This window comes from Paenibacillus aurantiacus (assembly GCF_042431225.1).
In the GTDB taxonomy this organism is placed as follows: Bacteria; Bacillota; Bacilli; order Paenibacillales; family Paenibacillaceae; genus Paenibacillus_Z; species Paenibacillus_Z aurantiacus.
Genome location: NZ_JBHMDO010000003.1, coordinates 67421 through 84513, shown reverse-complemented (window position 1 = coordinate 84513; position 17093 = coordinate 67421). Strand labels below are relative to the sequence as shown.

The following is a 17093-nucleotide window of genomic DNA, read 5'->3' as shown; positions in this document are numbered from 1 at the left end:
GTATTTCCTTATCTTGAGTTGAGGGAGTGCTAGGATGTCGAAACTTCAAAAAGCCATGTTCATCGCAATCGGCTGCTTACTGCTGTTTGGTTCCGTATGTGCGTCGTCCGTATTTGCGAAGGAAGGTCAAGACCGTACGGAAGTGTTGCGTAACATCGACGAGTATATGAAGCGGGGCATGAAGGCCAATCATATCGAAAGCGCGTCGCTGGCCATTGCGCAGAACGAAGGGGTTTTCTACGCGAAAGGCTATGGGACATTCGAGGATGGCCGAACGATAACGGGCGATACCCCGTTCCCGATTGCTTCGTTAAGCAAGTCATTTACCGCCTTGGCCGTGCTTCAGCTGGCGGATCAGGGCTTGATCGACCTTGACGCGACGTACGCTTCTTATTTTCCCGAACTCTCGCCGCGGGATCCACGCGTTCTCGGCATTACCGTCCGCCAATTATTGAATCAGACCAGCGGGCTGAATGACAAATCCAATCCGGATATGACGAGATCGCCGCAAATCCAATCCCTGCAAGAGGCGAACCGAATTTTGAACGACGTTCAGCTTGACCAAGACCCCGGCAAGTCCTACAGCTACCATAATCCCAATTACGCGCTGCTGGCGAATCTCGTGGCAAGCGTCAGCGGAGAGCATTTCTCGGATTACCTGAAGCAGCATATATTCAAACCGCTGGGCATGAACGATACCTTCAGCGTCGGCACGACTAAGCAAATCAATGGGAATGACGCGATTCCGTCGGGGCATTACTTCATCTTGGGACGTTCCGTCAGCCGCCCGGAGCAGCCGCTGTGGTTCATTGATGGTCCAGCCGGCATTGTTTCAACCGCGGAAGATATGTCACGTTGGATGCTTGCGCAGTACAGCGGCGATCTCCTGTCCCCTGCGCTGATGCAACAATACCATGCAGCCGGAGAGGTAAGCCCTTATGGAATGGGCTGGATGGCTGGCCAAGATGAATCCGGCGGCCGGACGATTTCCCACAGCGGGATTTTCTGGACGTATAAGTCGGAAGAAACGGTCTATTTGGATGAGCGGATGGGGATCGCCGTGATGTTTAATTCCGGCTTGAACGCTTTCGTGAATTACGAGGCGTTCGTCGATGGAATCGCGGCGATTATGAGGGGGGAGCAGGCCGCAACCCCTTCGCTTACCGGCGGCAGCATAGAGACGATCATGCTTGCCCTGATCCTCGCGACGGTAGCATGGGGCGTCTATGCATGCTATCGCATTCGTCGGAAGAAGAAACGTCTATCGGCCGGCAAGTTAGTTCGGATGACGATCGTAAGGCTGATCCCGATCCTGATTCTCTTCTCCCTCTCCTCATTGCTTACGTTTATCGGCGGAGGGCGTGTAGTGCCTTGGATCGGCATCTGGATGACGATTTCATCTCTAATCCTATGGCTGATTGTATGGTCGCTTATGAATATCGTTCATTTGATTGCCTGGTATTATTACGCCTATGTTCAGCATGCCAAGAAGGTCCATTTGGAGGTCGACTAGCGGTCTAAGTGTCTAAGCGGAAGGAAGTCGCTGCTGGGCGTAGTCATGATCCCCACGGTATCTTATTAAGCAAAACGGAGAACGATAGCGCAATCTAGTCAAGAAGGCAGCCGACCAAACCATCGGCTGCCTTCTCGTCATCCGTTCAGGCGAGAAAAATAACTTCCCATGCCTGTTGACAAAAATTGGAGAACCCCATACAATAACATTGAATGAACCGTTCAATCAAAAAAATGCTAACGATCTTATTTAAACCCATCCATGAACTTTTCCTGCCGAATTGTTGATTGATCGAGTCAATTAAGAATGGAGAGGATTTATAATGACAACTCATCTGAACCGCAGCAAAGCGATCGTTATCGGCGGAGGTATGGCGGGATTAATGACGGCGCGCGTACTCTCGGATCATTACAAGGAGGTCGTGATCGTCGAGAAAGACGAGTTTCCATCCGAGCCCGGCCTTCGTCCGGGCACGCCGCAGGCCTTCCATCCGCATCGTTTCACATCGCGCGGCAAAGCAATCACGGAGCGGCTCTTTCCGGGGTATGAGCAGGATTTGGCAGCGCTAGGATCGCCTAGCTCGCTGAACAAAGCTTTGTTCTTCATGAACCAGCACGGGAGTCTGGAGATGAAATACGACCGGAATGATTACAAATTCAGCCGGGCCGTGTTGGAGTGGGTGATCCGCCAGCGCGTCAACGCCATTCCAAACATACACTTCCTGCCCAAGCACGATGTTATCGGGTTGTTGACGACCGCCGATCGGTTAGTCGTGACCGGCATCCAAGCTAGAGATCGCGATCAATCCCATACAGAAAAGGCGATTCAAGCTGATCTCGTTATTGATGCGAGCGGGCGGTCCTCCAAACTTTCGGCATGGCTGGAAGACCTGGGTTACGAAGTCCCTCAACCGGATCGGTTGAAGGTCTCGCTTGGATACAGCACCCGCCGTTATAAAGTGCCGCCGCAGCTAACCTCGCTAATCGACCACTGGGATGTCATCAATATCCAGGGACAGCCGGCCTCCGGTACCTATACGGGCGTATTCTCCTTTATTGAGCATGGAACGGCCGAGGTGCTGCTCTATCGTCCGGGCGGGAATTACCCTCCGACGGATGCCGACGAATTCGAGCAAGCCTTGAGCCAGCTGCCGAGCCCCAAGATAGCGGACATCGTGCGCGATCTGGAGCCGATCGCTTCTCCTAGAGGCTTCCGAGTTCCGGAGCTGTATTGTCATCGTTATGAGCAGATGTCCCGCTGGCCTGCGGGTCTGCTCGTATTGGGAGACGCTTACTGCATCTACGACCCGATCTTCGGTCAAGGGATGACCGTTGCGGCGATCGCGACGGAGATATTGGCGTCCTGCCTGCTGGAACGAAGCGGCGATGAACGGCCGGATTGGGAGCGGAATGCGCTTCAACGGATCAAAGAAGCAATTGAGCCGGCCTTCTGGCTGAATTGTACGGCTGACCTCCGGTGGGAGGGCGTTGTGTACGAGGGTTCGGATTCGAGCGCGGGCAATGCTTTTAGCCGGGATTATATGGAGCTGTTCCTCAAACAAGCGACGAGCAAGCCGGATTGGCGGCTTTACGGGCTCTATTGGGGCGTGAACACGCTATCCGTATCCCCACGGAACATTTTCAACCCGCAAATGGTTATCGAAGTTCTATCTGCCTCGGATGAAGGAAAGCTGCTGCTGTCCGGTCTTGAGCAGAAGCTGGCGACCGGAGAGACGACTGAAGAGAGGCTGGAGCAACTGCTGCCTCGCTTCTCGGATGCCCCATTTGCGTAATAAGGCCGCGATGAGATTTGGTATAATGGAGGTATCCAACAATTAGGTAGAGGAGCTCGCGATAGTGGCACCGTTAAACGATGAACAATTGGTTCAGATCCGCGACGAACGACGAGAGCAAATCAAGGCGGCGGCTATCCAGGTTTTTGCCCGGAAAGGCATCCTTAGCGCCAAGATGAGCATGATCGCTGAAACCGCGGGCATTAGCAGCGGATTGCTGTACCATTATTTCAAATCCAAAGAGGAGTTGTTCACGACCCTCGTGCAAGAGGCGATGTCCGAGACGGAAGTAGCGATTCGAAGCATCTATGAACTACCGGGCACGCCTATCCAGAAAATCAGGGTATTGACGACGGAAATGCTGGATGAGGGCGGAGCCCCGTACTTCATGCTTATCCACCAAGCGCGTACGTCCGACGGCGTACCGGAGCAGGTGAAGCAGCTTCTGGAGCAATATTCGATGGAGATGTATATCGATGCCCTGCTTCCGATATTCCAAGAAGGTCAGCAAGCCGGAGAATTACGGGCAGGAGATCCCGGAGAGTTAATTGCTTGTTATTTAACGATACTCTCCGGCATCATGGTGATTCATTCGAACGGGGGAGAGGACTACCGGATGCCGAAGGTCGATATGCTGCTTCGGTTAATTAGCCCCCTGTAGATCTTCTGTCAGACAGGCGGGCGGAAGCCGGCCAGATCACCCAAGCAGACTCTCGGAGACCGCATACATTAATAGGGTCAATGAAGAGGTTATGAGGGGGAGATCGAGTGAGCAATATTAATATTCGAGGATGTCCGGCTCCGCAGAACATTACCTTTGTTCAACGGCTGCAGCCGCTTGTGGGGCGGACGGTGACGGTGTTCCAGCCGGGCTTCCCGAAGCTGACCCGGACGACAGGCAAGCTCTCCAACGTGACGCCGAATTCGTTCACGGTCGGGTCGACGGTCGTCGTGTTCCAGACGTCCTTCTTCATCGTGACGAACGAGCGGGTGAGAAAGACGAAGGATTGCGATCTAACGGCGACCGCGGAAGATATCGGCGAGCTGAATGGGAGACTCATCCGCGTCGGCCGGAATTTCGTCGAGTTCGTCCAGAACCCGGGCCGGCGGGTGCCGACGCTGTTCCCCTTGAACTTGTTCACGGAAGTTGTCTGCGAGTGCGAGGAGGAATAGGCACGACGAATGGCAGGGAGCAGACGCTTAAGCGACTGCGCCATGCGTGCGTCCAGGTTGTAGGGAAAGGGGCATCCCTCGTCAGTTTGGCTGACGGCGGGATGCCCTTTTTTGGCTGAACGGCTCGGTACGCCTAATGGACAAGCCCCCTAATCGGAGGCCAATGCCGTCAGGTTAGGCCGTCGGAACGGGTGTAAGAGCGGCCGGAGTGACGTACCAACCGCAGGACGCGAGGTCGCGGGACTAGTCTTTCTTGTAGTCGATCTCGAGAAACTTCTCGACCTCGGGCACCCAGCGCTCCTGCACGAAGCGGACGTGATTCGGATGATCGTTGTACGCCTCGTAGTCGGCTTGGCTGGCGAATTCCATGGCGAAGCCGAAGTCGTACTCATTCTTCGGGCTCACTTGACGGTACACCTGGAAGTTGCGGACGACGGGAATGGCGGTCAGCTCGGACCGGACATCCTGCAAGAACCGCTGCTCCTCCTCCGAACCTGAGGCATGTTTCAAGCTGAAAATGACGGAATGCAAAATCCACTCTTTCTCCTGCGTCATGGTCAATCGCTCCTTTTGATAGCATGGCAATAACTGCTAAGACTGCTTCCATTCTAGCAAAGCGGCCTGACGAAAGGAACCGCAAGATGCCATCCGGCTAGTAGATGAACTGACCAGAACAGGTGACAGGCGTAAATAGAGCCATGCCGGTGAATATGCGAGAAATCCCTATGATTTTTCGGCTAATCTCAGGGGTTCCATTCGTTCGGGTTTGAGGTTACATTGGGACTAGGTACACCATAGCACGCTTCAGGCAGCGCTTTCGTTCATTACGTGCGGGAGGGCCTTAAGCTCAAACGGAGGTAAGCAGGCATGGGAGATCATGCGTTGAAAGCGAAGAAGCAAATTGGCGTTCCGCTCGAGGGATTCGCGGAATTCAGCCGGAAGGCTGCCGCAGAGGGCGCCGTATTGTTGCGAAACGAGGGACACGTACTTCCGCTGCGCGAGGGAGACCGCGTTGCGGTATTCGGCCGAACGCAGTTCAACTATTACCGCAGCGGGACCGGCTCGGGCGGCAGCGTTCACGTGGCGTATACGACGAACTTGATGGATGGTCTTCGCGCCAAGCAAGGGATCGCGGTCAACGAACAGCTGGCTGCCGTCTATGAACAATGGCTGGCGCATAATCCGTTCGATAACGGCGGCGGCGGCTGGGCGGCGGAGCCTTGGCATCAGAAGGAGATGCCGCTGACGGACGAGCTGGTGGCCTCGGCTCGCGGCCAATCGGACAAAGCGATCATCGTCATCGGACGGACCGCCGGGGAAGACCAAGACAATGCGAATACGCCGGGCAGCTACCAGCTGACGCCGGAGGAGCGAGCGGTCTTGAAGCGCGTCGCCGCGCATTTCGATCAGACAATCGTCGTGCTGAACGTCGCCAACATCATCGACATGAGCTGGCTGCTGGAGGAAGGCTGCGCCGTTCCAGGCGTCATCTATGCGTGGCAAGGCGGCATGGAGGGAGGCAACGCGATCGCGGACGTGCTCGTCGGCGAGGCGACGCCGAGCGGCAAGTTAACGGATACGATCGCCTATTCGATCGGCGATTACCCGTCGACGGCGAATTACGGGAGCGACGACAAGAACCTGTACCAAGAGGATATTTACGTCGGGTATCGTTACTTCGAGACGTTCCGTCCCGATCGCGTTCAATACGCATTCGGCTTCGGGCTCTCGTATACCGAATTCAAGCTGGACCCTTCGGAAGCCAAGCCAATCATGCATGACAATCAAGCTTGTCTCGAGATCGCCGTCCGCGTGACCAATATCGGCAATGTCTATTCGGGCAAGGAAGTCGTTCAAGCCTACGTGGAAGCACCGCAGGGGAAGCTTGGGAAACCGGCTAGATCGCTGGTCGCGTTCGCGAAGACGGACGAGCTGCAGCCTGGGGAATCGCAGCAGCTCGTGCTTCGCATTCCGGTTGCGTCTTTGGCCTCGTATGACGACGAAGGTACCACGGGCCACCGCTCGGCTTATGTGCTGGAGCCGGGGACGTACCATCTTTACGTCGGCAATAGCGTGAAGCAGGTCGTGCCGGTGGCCGTCGAGGCACAAGCGGGTTATACGGTAGAGTCGCTTCGCGTGATCGAGCAGCTGGAAGAAGCGATGGCGCCGACGGCATCGTTCACCCGGATGAAGCCGGGCGCGATCAAGCCGGATGGTTCCTACGAGCTGGTCTATGCGGAGGTGCCGCGGCGGACGATTGCGATGGACGAGCGGATCGCGAAGAACCTCCCGCCGAGCTTGGAGCAGACCGCCGACCTTGGATATACGCTGCAGGATGTCGCGGGCGGCAAGATCGGCCTGGAAGCGTTCGTCGCGCAGCTGAACGACGAAGACCTGGCTGCCCTCGTCCGGGGCGAAGGGATGGGAAGCCCGCTCGTGACGCCGGGGACCGCATCGGCCTTCGGCGGCGTAAGCGAGCGGCTGCTGCGCTTCGGCATTCCGACCGCCTGTACGGCGGACGGGCCTTCCGGCATCCGCATGGACGGCGGGCACCGCGCGACGCAGGTTCCGATCGGCACGCTGCTCGCGGCGACGTGGAATACGGCGCTCGTGGAAGAGCTGTACGTCATGGAAGGCATGGAGCTGCTGCGCAATGAGATCGATACGCTGCTCGGCCCGGGGATGAATATTCGGCGCAGTCCGCTGAACGGCCGGAACTTCGAATATTTCTCGGAGGATCCGCTCGTGACGGGCGCGTTCGCAGCCGCATGCGTGCGCGGGATTATGAAGGGCGGCTCGAATGCGACGCTGAAGCACTTCGCCTGCAACAACCAGGAGAAGCATCGTCATCAGGTCGATGCGGTCGTCTCCGAGCGCGCCGTGCGCGAGATTTATCTCAAGGGCTTCGAGATCGCGGTGAAGCAGGGCGGCGCCAATTGCATCATGACGGCCTACAACCCGATCAACGGGCATTGGTCGGCGTCGAATTACGACCTGAACACGACGATTCTGCGCAAGGAGTGGGGGTTCTCGGGCGTCGTCATGACGGACTGGTGGGCGAGAATGAACGATCCCGTGACCGGCGGGCCCTCGGATATCAAGAACACGGGGGCGATGGTCCGCGCGCAGAACGACCTGTACATGGTCGTTCCGAATTACGGGGCCGAAGTGAACGTGATGGACGACAATACGCTTCAGTCGCTGGCGGACGGTTCCTTGACCCGCGGCGAGCTGCAGCGCAGCGCCATGAATATTTGCCGCTTCATCCTGGGCGCGCCGGTATTCGCCAGAGAGCCGGAGCAGGAAGAGTCGCTTCCTCGATTCGAAGGCAATCCGAGCCTTGATGCGGACCGCCTGCAATCGATCGCGGAGGAGCCGATCGTGAAGGTCGGTGTAGGCGGCGCGGCTTGCTTCAACGTGGAGACGAGCGGCCGCTACCGGGTAATCGTCCGGCTCATGTCCGCCGACACGCTGTGGGCGCAGAGCGCTTGCAATGCAAGCTTGAACGGCCAGTTGATCACGACGATCCAGACGAACGGCACGGAGGGCAAATGGGTAACGCAGCGGCTGCTCACGATCGAGCTGGGAGCCGGACGCTACGAGCTCCGGTTGGAAGCCGTCAAGCCGGGCATGCAGATCGAGTCGGTGACGTTCCAGCGCAGCAGCTAGGCGCGGACAGCATGTAAGCATGCGGAACCGATCAAGACCAAGAGACCAAGCCGCCATTCGGTTTGGTCCTTTCTTGCTGCGCCTTGCATTTCAGTTACAGGTAAGCCTCCGTCGCCTGCCATGCCGCGTGCATTCATGCCGATTTGCCTAACGGGCGCTCGGGCTGATTGTATATTTGCTAGTTGTGCCGGGCACCTGATCGGTTGATATTTTCGCATGAAACTGCAACTATTTGCTAGTTCCAACGTCTAGTTGGATAGGATTGGTTATTTTAGGCAAATATCTGGCGGAAGGGGAATGAAGGTTGATGATCAAGAAGCAGCAGCATACGCAGACGGCCAAGAAGAGCGTAGCCCGGGAAATCCGGGACTGGACGATAACGTTGTCGATCGCGATCGTAGGGAGTCTTCTTATTCAGAACTATGCGATCGCCCAGACGGAGGTTGTCAACGTATCCATGCAGGGCACGCTCTACGAAGGCCAACGACTCATCGAGGATAAAGTATCTTATCGGCTCGACGCCCCTGAACGCGGCGATATCGTCATCATTAACGGGCCCGAATATGAACTGCGTCTGGTGAAAAGGCTGATCGGTCTGCCGGGCGATGTGATCGATATCCGCGAAGGGCAATTGTATATTAACGGCGAACCGCAAGAGGAGAAGTATGTGAAGGGGAGCACCTATGCGGGGAGCTTGTCCATGCCGTATACCGTACCGGAGGGGCATGTGTTCGTCATGGGGGATAACCGCGAGCATAGCACCGACAGCCGCGACCTCGGGCCGATCGCCCTCTCCAGCTTGGAAGGCAAAGCGATCTTCCGCCTTTGGCCGCTGAACGTGTTCGGCCAGCTTGATTGAGCGGCAGCTTGAAGCGGATCGATATCATGAAGCAGATCGTACTGGCGCTGCTGGTCCTGCTCGTCCTCTGCTCGTGCCGTAACCAATTCGATCAGACAGCCTGGTTCGACGAACCGGATCAACGATCCGGTATGGTGGAGGACTTGATCCATACCTACGAGCTTATCGGGATGACGGAGAACGGCATTATCCAGCTGCTTGGCAAGCCCGAACACAAGCAGGATGAGCCTGCCCGTCAGTTTGTGTATTATTTAGGTAGAGCGGGATTGGGGGTAGATGACCGTCTGCTGCGCCTCGATTTTAATGCGAATGGCGAAGTCGAGCATCATGAAATCACGCATGATTAGGCGCTAACGACTGTTCAATGCGAGAAGGGAGGCAGCTGATCTATCGATCGGCTGTCTTTTTGATTTGTGCATGGAAAGTTGTATCATGGCCCTGGCATATACATAACCACTACACCATGGGAAAACCGCGCGCTGCGCGTTTTTTTGTTAGGCGGCGCCGATTATTTTAGGTAAAGTATTATCTCGAAAGTATTACCTTGACAGTCATAGTAGTATGGCTTATTATGCAGGTATGGGAGCGACGATGTACGCAAGCTTCCGGCAGCTTGAGGCAGACGTCGACATTCAGTGGTATTGGGGCGATGAATCAGCATAAGCAACTAAGCGTATGCAGAAGGCGTGCTAGAACTTATAACGGGGAGGTTTTTGATGATGAACGAGAAATTGAACAACTATTTGAACGGCGTGTTCGCTCCGTACGACGGGGTGAAGAGCGTGGCGGAATTGAAGAGCGATCTGTTCGCCGACTTGCAAGAGAAATACCGTGATCTTCGCGCGAAGGGCAAGGATGAAGAGACGGCGCTTCAGATGACGATTGCGAGTATCGGCGACATCGAGCAGACGATCATGGAGGTGGCCAATCTTTCCCGCTCGCTGGAAAGACAGGTGGTGACCAACCTAAGCGCGAGCAACCTGCCGAAGAGCGACTTTGCGGGCGTAACTGCGCATAAGGGGAGATTTACATCCAGCGCGCTGCGCGGCTCGGACTTCACGAACGCGGATTTGACCGGCAGTTCGTTCGCCAGCAGCGACGTGCGCGATGCCCGCTTCGACGGCGCTAACCTGACTGACTGCAACCTGTCCACCCTTGACCTTGCGCGTGCGAGCTTCAAGGCATCGATCCTGGTGCGCACCAACTTCAGCAAGTCGGGACTGGATGGCGCGACATTCACGGGCGCGAAGCTGACCGATGTCAAGCTGACGATGACCGACCTCAGAAAAGCAACCTTTGCGAACTGTATGTTTGACGGCGTGGACTTCACCTCTTCCGATCTGACAGGGCAGCGTTTTGACGGTCAAACGTTCATTGGCGTCAAGTTCGACAAAGCGGGGTTGAACGAAGTTTCGTTCAAGGGCGCGACGCTCAAGAACGTGTCCTTCCAAGGGTCTATGCTGTCCAGGAAGTTCTACCGTGCCATCAAGACGGTCTGCTTCGACGGCGCGATCATGGATAAGCTGACCTATGCCGCGCTTAAAGGCATCGAAGCGGATTTGTCCAAGGTTACAGTGAGATAAGGAGGGGAACGCATTGAATAAGATGACGGGACCAAGCAGCAATGGCTTCTCTGCGGCAGGGCTGAACAGAATGCGCGACGTGCTGGCGCGGCATGTCGATTCCGGGAAGATTCCGGGGCTCGTCGCGCTGATCAGCCGGAACGGCGAGACGCACGTCGAAGCGCTCGGCACGATGCGTCATGACGGCGGGGCGCCGATGCGCCGGGACACGATCTTCCGGATGGCGTCCACTTCTAAGCCGGTCACGATCGCGGCGGCGATGATCCTGCTCGACGAGTGCAAGCTGCGGCTGGATGACCTGGTCGAGACGTGGCTGCCGGAACTCGCCGACCGGCGGGTGCTGAAGCGGATCGACGGTCCGCTGGACGATACCGTGCCGGCACGGCGGCCGATCACCGTACGGGATGTGCTGACCTCTACGTTCGGGCTCGGCATAGATAGGGAGCTGCTGGGCGCTCCGATCATGAACGCGATCTTCGAGCAGGGGCTCACGCCCGATCTGCCGGAGCCGATGCCGGAGCCGGATGAGTGGATGCGCCGCCTTGGCACGCTTCCCCTCATGCACCAACCCGGAGAACGCTGGCAGTACCACATTAGCAGCGATCTGCTTGGCGTGCTCGTCGCCAGGGTCACGGGCCAGTCGTTCGAGACGTTCCTGCGCGAACGCCTCTTCGACCCTCTGGGCATGAAGGACACCGGTTTCCACGTGCCCGCCGGCAAGATCGACCGGCTGCCGCCCCTCTACGCCCCCAACCCGCAGACCGGAGCGTTCATCGTGTGGGACGAGGCCGAAGGGGGACGTCACAGCCAGCCCCCGGCGTTCCAGGGCGGCGGAGGCGGGCTTGCCTCCACCGTCGACGACTATCATGCCTACTATCGGATGCTGCTGAATCAAGGGATGCACGGGAGTGAGCGGATTCTGTCTCGGCCCGCTGTCCAGCTTATGACGACCAACCGCCTCATGCCCGAGCAGCAAGCCGCCCGAGACGCCATGGCCCGCAACAACGTCCATGTCTCATTCGGCCAAGGGCAGCACGGGGGCTGGGGCTTCGGGATGGCGGTGCGTACGTACCGCGGCGACTACGCGCCCATCGGCCAGTTCGGCTGGGACGGCGGAAGCGGGACTTCGACCTATGCCGATCCGGACAATCAGCTTACCGGAATTCTGCTCACTCAGATCGGGATGTCCACCCCGGACTCAGCGCGGGTTATTCACGACTTCTGGACCACGGTCTATCAGGCGCTCGAAGACTGACCGTGAGCTAGGATCTGAGGGGTGCGCGCTGCATTCATACCCGTGACAGCAAGCGATAGTGAATCATCACCAAGCGGCAGCCGGCCATTCGACCGGCTGCCGCTTGGTCGTTGCATTCATGGCCGTATACAACAAAAGGAAATTAGTGGTAATATAGCGTTGATTGTATGAGCGTCATTCGTTTTGAGCGGCGGCAGTGTAACCTAAGGGGTGATCGGGGAGGGAACGAATGAAGGTCAAACTTTCCGTCGTACTTATTCTATTCGCAGCGCTATTCTCCGTATGGTATCTCGTACCCAAACCGTATGAGACGACGTTAGAAGGTGCGTATTATCAATTAGGCAACGATACGGTATTCGAGAACGTGAAGATACACCTTGATGGGAAACTGCAAAATCACTGGAATGGTACAAGAACATTCAAAGGTTCCGTTAGCTTCGAGGGAAAGGGAATTCCCAAAATCCCGGAGGATCAAACCGAGCTTCTACTGTATTATCAAGGCGGGAATTTTAGTCCTATTTTTTCTGGCTATAAAGTTAACGGGGGCATTGCGGTGCCTATGATTTATCATTTTGGCATGTTGTACACGAATGACCGATTTACGCAATTCTCCCTCACCTTATTTAGCGGAGAACCTAGAACGTGGCTCCCGTCCAATGGCTTCGTAATCGCAGCTCCTGCCCAGACCCGGGAAGAAGCATTGCGTATATCGCAGAAACTCATGAAGAAGTTTGATATTTCAATAACGAAATGACTTCAATCCGGAGGGGTTACTTTGTCGACCATTGTTTTGTTCAGAGGGAAAGCCGGTACAGGCAAATCTACCCTATCGATGGAATTGGCCAAACGGATGAACGTTGTGGTGCTGCATAAGGATGACATCTACGATTCCGTCGCTGAATATGTCTCCGATCATGGTGCGCGAAATAAAATATGCTTCGAGTTCCTCTATAAATTTCTGCAGCATGTGCTGGCATCCAATAGTGCTGTAATGCTCGATTTCGGCTTGAATAATGCGGACGACGTGATGAAGTTAAGGAGCTGGATTGTGGAGAGAAATGGTGAACTCAAAGTGATTCACTGCATGTGCAGTGACGATTCCATGTGGTCAGAGCGACTCTCCCAGCGCAGCGGCAATCCACGACCGAATCAATTGATAACCGATCTAACGCAGCTCAAAGCGCACTACAAAGCTATTCATAACGAGTTTATCGAGAATGAACTCGTCATCGATACCGTACGAGATATAGAGTTCAGTATCGAAAGGATTTTGTCCTTTCTAAACGGCGAGACCGCATCATGATCGTGGCGAATAATTTTTGCAAAGGAGTGCAGGGATTGATAACTTACGAGCAACTCACGCAAAAAGGGGGAGGGCTACTGAATGAGGATGCGATTATCGTGAACCCCCACGCAAACGTATATGGTGTTGTGGACGGGGTATCTTCCTTGGTGCCTTATCAGAACGCCAATGGGGAAACGGGCGGGTTTATTGCGGCCAATCTGATTAAAGCACATTTCGAATCGCTGGCTGAGGATGAAAGCTTAATCGACCAATTAGGCAAGGTCAATGATCAGCTTAGGGAACAGATGGAGCTTTCGAATATTGACCCGAATAAAAAAGAAGAGCTGTGGGGCGCGGCAGCGGCGATCGTTCGTATTCACGAGGATGGCGTGGAGTATATCCAAACCGGCGATTGCATGATTCTTGCGGTGTATGAGAATGAGGAGGTTCGCCCGTTAACTTGGAGACAGGTGTCGCACTTAGAGGCCCCAGCGATCGTGAAATGGCAGGAAGGGATAACGAAAGGCTTAAGAAGTCAGAAAGAGCTTCATGAAGTCGTTATCGATACATTAAGACAGAACCGATACCAGTCTAACATGGACGGCGGCTATGGCGTTCTAAATGGGGAAGAGCGCGCCACCCGTTTTTTTGAATATGGGCGAATCAACCGGACCTGTCTAAAACAAATCATTTTGTTGACGGACGGGTTATATCCGCCGAACCCGATTGTGCCCGAGCGGAGTCCGTATTGGAGCTTTGTTGCGCACGAGATATTGAACAAAGGGCTAGAGCTCTACACACGGGAGCTGCTTGAACTGGAAGAGAACGATCCCGAATGTATACGCTACATCCGCTTTAAGCAATCGGATGACAAGACTGGGGTCGTCATTCATGTGTAATTGAGTTAAATATGCTTAACCAGCAAGGGCAGCCGATCCGTACGATCAGCTGCCCTTGCTGCGTTCATAAGCCCTACCCAGCGGTTCTAATACCGATAGATATTGAACCGGTTGCCGTCCGGATCGAAGAAATGGAACCACGAGAAGCCGAGGACGGGCGGATTGCCGGATATCTCGGACACGGGAACGCCGCTCTCGCGCAGATAGCGATGGTAGCGCTCGAACTTCCATTTGTCGTGCACGACGCAGTAAGGTCTGGCCGGGCCGTTCACCGGTTCGGTCGAGACGCCTTCCGGCAGCTGCTCCAGCCACCAGAGCGATCGTCCATGATGGTGTTCCACGCCGAGCTGCATCATCGCGGTGCCGCTCTCCGCCTCGAGCGCTACGAGGTCCATACCGACGAATTGGATGTACCAGTTCACGGCAGATGCCAGATCCGACACGCCGATGCGAACCCAGCCGGGCGTCAGCAGCGCGCCGGCGTCGTCCGAAAGCTCCGGCCAGCCGCAGACGGTCAGCCGGGTGCCCTCCCAAGCCCATAGATCGAAGTAGTGCCGATCGCCGGGACCGGGATAAATGTCCGAGACGCGGACGCCTTCGGCGGCCAGCTGCCGGTGCGCCGCCGCGATATCCTTCGTGTTCCAGCACCAGCGCACATGGGGATCCGGACCGCCGCGGTCGGCGAACAAGTGATGCAGCTTGCGGCTCGTCCTCACGGATTTGAGCCATGTGCCGAAGGACAGCTGCGTAATCTTCTCCTCGTCGGCGAGCTCATCCTGCCGCCAGTCATAGGTGGGATCGCTCTTCCACTTGAAGTGCGACGTATACCACCGGATGGCATCCGCATGGTGATCCCACAGCACGTCGATCTGGCCACCGTCGTAGCTAAGCGAGGGCACCGCGGCCGCTAGCGGCGCCTCTTGTTCCTTGCGCAGCATGACAGGGAAGACAATGTCGAGCTGCGAGCTTGGGTCATGAACTCCTTTGAAGCGTTCATCGTACTGCTGGAAATGCCACGAATGCGACTCCTTGTAGTCGGACATGGGAAGCCAGCGTTTCAGGAAGAAGTCATAAGTGTGCCGAATGCGGGAGATCGGGCCGACGTGCGTGACGACGGCGGCTTGGACGGCGGGTAGCGTGAGGCGTTCCAGCCCTTCCGGTGCCGGCGCTACCGTGCCCGTCACGGTCTCCGTCTCGATGCAGGCGAACATGGCGAAAGGCATGCTCGGCTCGAAATCCGGAGGGAAGAAGGAGTGCAAATAAACCTTCACGTTCGTATAGCCGTGCATCTCCCGCCATTCCCCGAACCGGGCCATCAGCTGGCCGGCGATGTTGTGCTTATGGTCTTCGGAGAAGGTCGTCTCGACCTTCATGCCAAGCAGATCGCGAGCGGGGACTGTCGTCATGCGTACGGTCGGTTCTTGATTGACGGCGCGAGTCATCGTTTATAGCCACCTTTACCCGTGTTAGTGTCGTTCCTCGATCGGGATGCAGTAGTCCGCATACGCGGGATAGCCAAGCTGGAAGGCGGCCGCCGACCCATAGCTCGCTAGCACGGCCCCTTCGCCGAGCGCGTACCCGCTGGCTGGCAGCCACTGGCGATAGAAGTTGTCCAATACAGCCTGCACGTCTTCCAGACGGGTGGCCAACCGGATCATGGCGTACAGGCCGCCGGGCAAATCGGCTGCGGGCAGCTCCGCTTCATCGGTGACCGTATCGGGGACCGCCGCGCAGACGTCGAACCGATAGCGGAACAGTCCGTCTGGCATTGGCGTCAGTTCGTGCGAGCTGCCGATCATGAGCGTCTGGAATGAGGGGGCGCGCCGGATCGCAGCCATGGCGGCGACTTGCCGGAACGCCTCCGTCAGGCGGTCCTGCAGCATGTCCTCCGAGCAGCTGCCGAGCAGCGGGCGGTAGAGCACGCGGTACTGCGGCATCCATTTGACCGTGACTTTCAAGGTTCGAACCGGTTCGATGTCGGAGCGGCCGTTCTCCTGTCTTTTATTGTAATAGGTCGTGGTGAAATATCTTTCGAAAAACTTGCGGTCTGCTATACAAATCTTGCGCTCCCCCTGCACGCGTGCCCGGTAGGCCGTTGGCGTCTCGCCGAAGCGGGCTTTGAAGGCGCGGGAGAAGTCGCTCGGCGAAGCGAAGCCGGCACGCTCGGCGATCCCCGTCATGCCAAGCAACGGGTGATGATTGAGATACCGCTTCACGAGGCTCATCCGGCGCTCCAGCACATAACCGCCCAGCGTCATGCCAGTCAGCGATTTGAACAGGCGGTGAAAATGGTAAGGCGAGTAGGAGGCCATCGCGGCGAGTTCGTCCAGCGGAAGCTTCTCGTGCACATGCGTATCAATATGGCGCATGATGCGGAAGACAGACTTCGCGGCGGCGGCAGCGTCCGCATTGGCGGCAATCCGGGAATCCATGGCGGTAATAACCTCCGGTCGATGGGAATCGTTGTACGCCACTTCTTCGCCGGCAGCTCATTCGTTCCCTTCTAAGAATGGAAATTTATGGAGGTTGTTGCGCTGCGAACGAAACAAATGGAAGAGATGTCTCGTCAAGTAGATGGTACATATTTACAAGCGAGAGCACGAAGAGAGGGAGGGTCACATGTCAAGGAAGCCGGTAGGAGCAGCGGCGGTTATTCTGGATGCCGAAGGACGAGTACTTCTCGTCAAGCATAACTATGGGAAATACAACTGGGAGCTGCCTGGCGGGTTATCGGAGCTAAGCGAATCCGCAGCGAGCACGGCAACGCGGGAGGTGCGGGAGGAGACCGGACTGGAAGCGGACGTCGAGCGTATGACCGGCGTGTATTATGAGCCCGAGCATGACATGCATCACTTTGTGTTCACCTGTAAGCTAAGCAGCCATCAACCCCCGCGGCCTGATGAGGCGGAAGTCATTGCGTGTCAATACTTCCATGTGGACGATTTGCCAAGGCCGATCAGCGATTTCACGCTGGCGCGAATCCAGGATGCGTTGAATAAGAGCGATGATCAGTTGTTCCATATCATCGGGCCGCGGCAGTGGTTCGAATAATAGATTCCTTCCGT

General features: G+C 56.4%; 16 protein-coding genes. 13 read left to right on the top strand and 3 right to left on the bottom strand.

Annotated elements, in window-relative coordinates; all coding sequences use genetic code 11:
• The first annotated feature begins 34 nt into the window (after nucleotides 1-34).
• From ACFFSY_RS01225 to ACFFSY_RS01210, 4 genes are all read left to right on the top strand, one after another.
• Nucleotides 35-1513, top strand: a complete 1479-nt coding sequence (locus ACFFSY_RS01225; RefSeq protein ID WP_377488687.1) for a serine hydrolase domain-containing protein — start codon at nucleotides 35-37, stop codon at nucleotides 1511-1513.
• A gap of 322 nt (nucleotides 1514-1835) precedes the next feature.
• Nucleotides 1836-3305: an NAD(P)/FAD-dependent oxidoreductase gene (locus tag ACFFSY_RS01220; RefSeq protein WP_377488684.1), complete on the top strand. Its 1470-nt coding sequence runs from the start codon at nucleotides 1836-1838 to the stop codon at nucleotides 3303-3305.
• A gap of 64 nt (nucleotides 3306-3369) precedes the next feature.
• Nucleotides 3370-3966 carry a TetR/AcrR family transcriptional regulator gene (locus tag ACFFSY_RS01215; protein ID WP_377488681.1) on the top strand — a complete coding sequence of 199 codons (597 nt, stop codon included), beginning with the start codon at nucleotides 3370-3372 and terminating at the stop codon, nucleotides 3964-3966.
• A 107-nt stretch (nucleotides 3967-4073) separates the two neighbouring features.
• A complete protein-coding gene (locus tag ACFFSY_RS01210) occupies nucleotides 4074-4478 on the top strand; it encodes a hypothetical protein (protein ID WP_377488678.1) in 405 nt (134 codons plus the stop codon).
• A 243-nt stretch (nucleotides 4479-4721) separates the two neighbouring features.
• Here the strand turns inward: ACFFSY_RS01210 and ACFFSY_RS01205 are convergent, their stop codons facing one another.
• Nucleotides 4722-5033, bottom strand: a complete 312-nt coding sequence (locus tag ACFFSY_RS01205; RefSeq protein ID WP_377488675.1) for a Dabb family protein — start codon at nucleotides 5031-5033, stop codon at nucleotides 4722-4724.
• Nucleotides 5034-5345: 312 nt separating this feature from the next.
• On the opposite strand from ACFFSY_RS01205, the gene ACFFSY_RS01200 reads away from it, so the two are divergent.
• The 8 genes from ACFFSY_RS01200 (at nucleotide 5346) to ACFFSY_RS01165 (ending at nucleotide 14028) form a co-directional block, all read left to right on the top strand.
• A complete protein-coding gene (locus ACFFSY_RS01200) occupies nucleotides 5346-8147 on the top strand; it encodes a glycoside hydrolase family 3 C-terminal domain-containing protein (RefSeq protein WP_377488672.1) in 2802 nt (933 codons plus the stop codon).
• A gap of 307 nt (nucleotides 8148-8454) precedes the next feature.
• Nucleotides 8455-9006, top strand: coding sequence for a signal peptidase I (gene lepB, locus ACFFSY_RS01195; RefSeq protein ID WP_377488669.1), 552 nt, complete (start codon nucleotides 8455-8457; stop codon nucleotides 9004-9006).
• A 26-nt stretch (nucleotides 9007-9032) separates the two neighbouring features.
• Entirely contained in the window at nucleotides 9033-9353 is a 321-nt protein-coding gene (locus ACFFSY_RS01190) for a hypothetical protein (RefSeq protein WP_377488666.1), read from the top strand.
• Between the two features lie 372 nt (nucleotides 9354-9725).
• Nucleotides 9726-10589, top strand: a complete 864-nt coding sequence (locus ACFFSY_RS01185) for a pentapeptide repeat-containing protein (RefSeq protein WP_377489654.1) — start codon at nucleotides 9726-9728, stop codon at nucleotides 10587-10589.
• Nucleotides 10590-10611: 22 nt separating this feature from the next.
• The gene (locus ACFFSY_RS01180) at nucleotides 10612-11844 is read left to right on the top strand and encodes a serine hydrolase domain-containing protein (protein WP_377489651.1); all 1233 of its coding nucleotides are present in this window, start codon (nucleotides 10612-10614) and stop codon (nucleotides 11842-11844) included.
• Between the two features lie 229 nt (nucleotides 11845-12073).
• Nucleotides 12074-12598, top strand: coding sequence for a hypothetical protein (locus ACFFSY_RS01175; RefSeq protein WP_377488663.1), 525 nt, complete (start codon nucleotides 12074-12076; stop codon nucleotides 12596-12598).
• A 21-nt stretch (nucleotides 12599-12619) separates the two neighbouring features.
• The gene (locus ACFFSY_RS01170) at nucleotides 12620-13147 is read left to right on the top strand and encodes a P-loop nucleotide/nucleoside kinase family protein (protein ID WP_377488661.1); all 528 of its coding nucleotides are present in this window, start codon (nucleotides 12620-12622) and stop codon (nucleotides 13145-13147) included.
• A complete protein-coding gene (locus tag ACFFSY_RS01165; RefSeq protein ID WP_377488658.1) occupies nucleotides 13144-14028 on the top strand; it encodes a protein phosphatase 2C domain-containing protein in 885 nt (294 codons plus the stop codon). Before ACFFSY_RS01170 ends, ACFFSY_RS01165 begins: the two co-directional genes overlap by 4 nt.
• 86 nt (nucleotides 14029-14114) lie before the next feature.
• On the opposite strand, the gene ACFFSY_RS01160 is transcribed toward ACFFSY_RS01165, so the two are convergent.
• Together ACFFSY_RS01160 and ACFFSY_RS01155 are read right to left on the bottom strand one after the other, a co-directional pair.
• Complete coding sequence (locus tag ACFFSY_RS01160) at nucleotides 14115-15470, bottom strand: GyrI-like domain-containing protein (RefSeq protein WP_377488655.1); 1356 nt, start codon at nucleotides 15468-15470, stop codon at nucleotides 14115-14117.
• 24 nt (nucleotides 15471-15494) lie between these two features.
• On the bottom strand, nucleotides 15495-16460 hold the full coding sequence (locus ACFFSY_RS01155; protein ID WP_377488652.1) for an AraC family transcriptional regulator: 966 nt from the start codon (nucleotides 16458-16460) through the stop codon (nucleotides 15495-15497).
• Between the two features lie 187 nt (nucleotides 16461-16647).
• Here ACFFSY_RS01155 and ACFFSY_RS01150 point away from each other — a divergent pair, with 187 nt between their 5' ends.
• Nucleotides 16648-17079 (top strand): NUDIX hydrolase, encoded by a 432-nt coding sequence (locus ACFFSY_RS01150; protein WP_377488649.1) that lies wholly within the window; start codon nucleotides 16648-16650, stop codon nucleotides 17077-17079.
• Nucleotides 17080-17093 lie beyond the last annotated feature (14 nt).

Coding starts and splice junctions, on each gene's coding strand:
- ACFFSY_RS01225 (WP_377488687.1), top strand. CDS start 35: ATGTCGAAACTTCAAAAAGCCATGTTCATCGCAATCGGCTGCTTACTG.
- ACFFSY_RS01205 (WP_377488675.1), bottom strand. CDS start 5,033: ATGACGCAGGAGAAAGAGTGGATTTTGCATTCCGTCATTTTCAGCTTG.
- ACFFSY_RS01220 (WP_377488684.1), top strand. CDS start 1,836: ATGACAACTCATCTGAACCGCAGCAAAGCGATCGTTATCGGCGGAGGT.
- ACFFSY_RS01200 (WP_377488672.1), top strand. CDS start 5,346: ATGGGAGATCATGCGTTGAAAGCGAAGAAGCAAATTGGCGTTCCGCTC.
- lepB (WP_377488669.1), top strand. CDS start 8,455: ATGATCAAGAAGCAGCAGCATACGCAGACGGCCAAGAAGAGCGTAGCC.
- ACFFSY_RS01150 (WP_377488649.1), top strand. CDS start 16,648: ATGTCAAGGAAGCCGGTAGGAGCAGCGGCGGTTATTCTGGATGCCGAA.
- ACFFSY_RS01185 (WP_377489654.1), top strand. CDS start 9,726: ATGAACGAGAAATTGAACAACTATTTGAACGGCGTGTTCGCTCCGTAC.
- ACFFSY_RS01165 (WP_377488658.1), top strand. CDS start 13,144: ATGATCGTGGCGAATAATTTTTGCAAAGGAGTGCAGGGATTGATAACT.
- ACFFSY_RS01160 (WP_377488655.1), bottom strand. CDS start 15,470: ATGACTCGCGCCGTCAATCAAGAACCGACCGTACGCATGACGACAGTC.
- ACFFSY_RS01190 (WP_377488666.1), top strand. CDS start 9,033: ATGAAGCAGATCGTACTGGCGCTGCTGGTCCTGCTCGTCCTCTGCTCG.
- ACFFSY_RS01180 (WP_377489651.1), top strand. CDS start 10,612: ATGACGGGACCAAGCAGCAATGGCTTCTCTGCGGCAGGGCTGAACAGA.
- ACFFSY_RS01175 (WP_377488663.1), top strand. CDS start 12,074: ATGAAGGTCAAACTTTCCGTCGTACTTATTCTATTCGCAGCGCTATTC.
- ACFFSY_RS01155 (WP_377488652.1), bottom strand. CDS start 16,460: ATGGATTCCCGGATTGCCGCCAATGCGGACGCTGCCGCCGCCGCGAAG.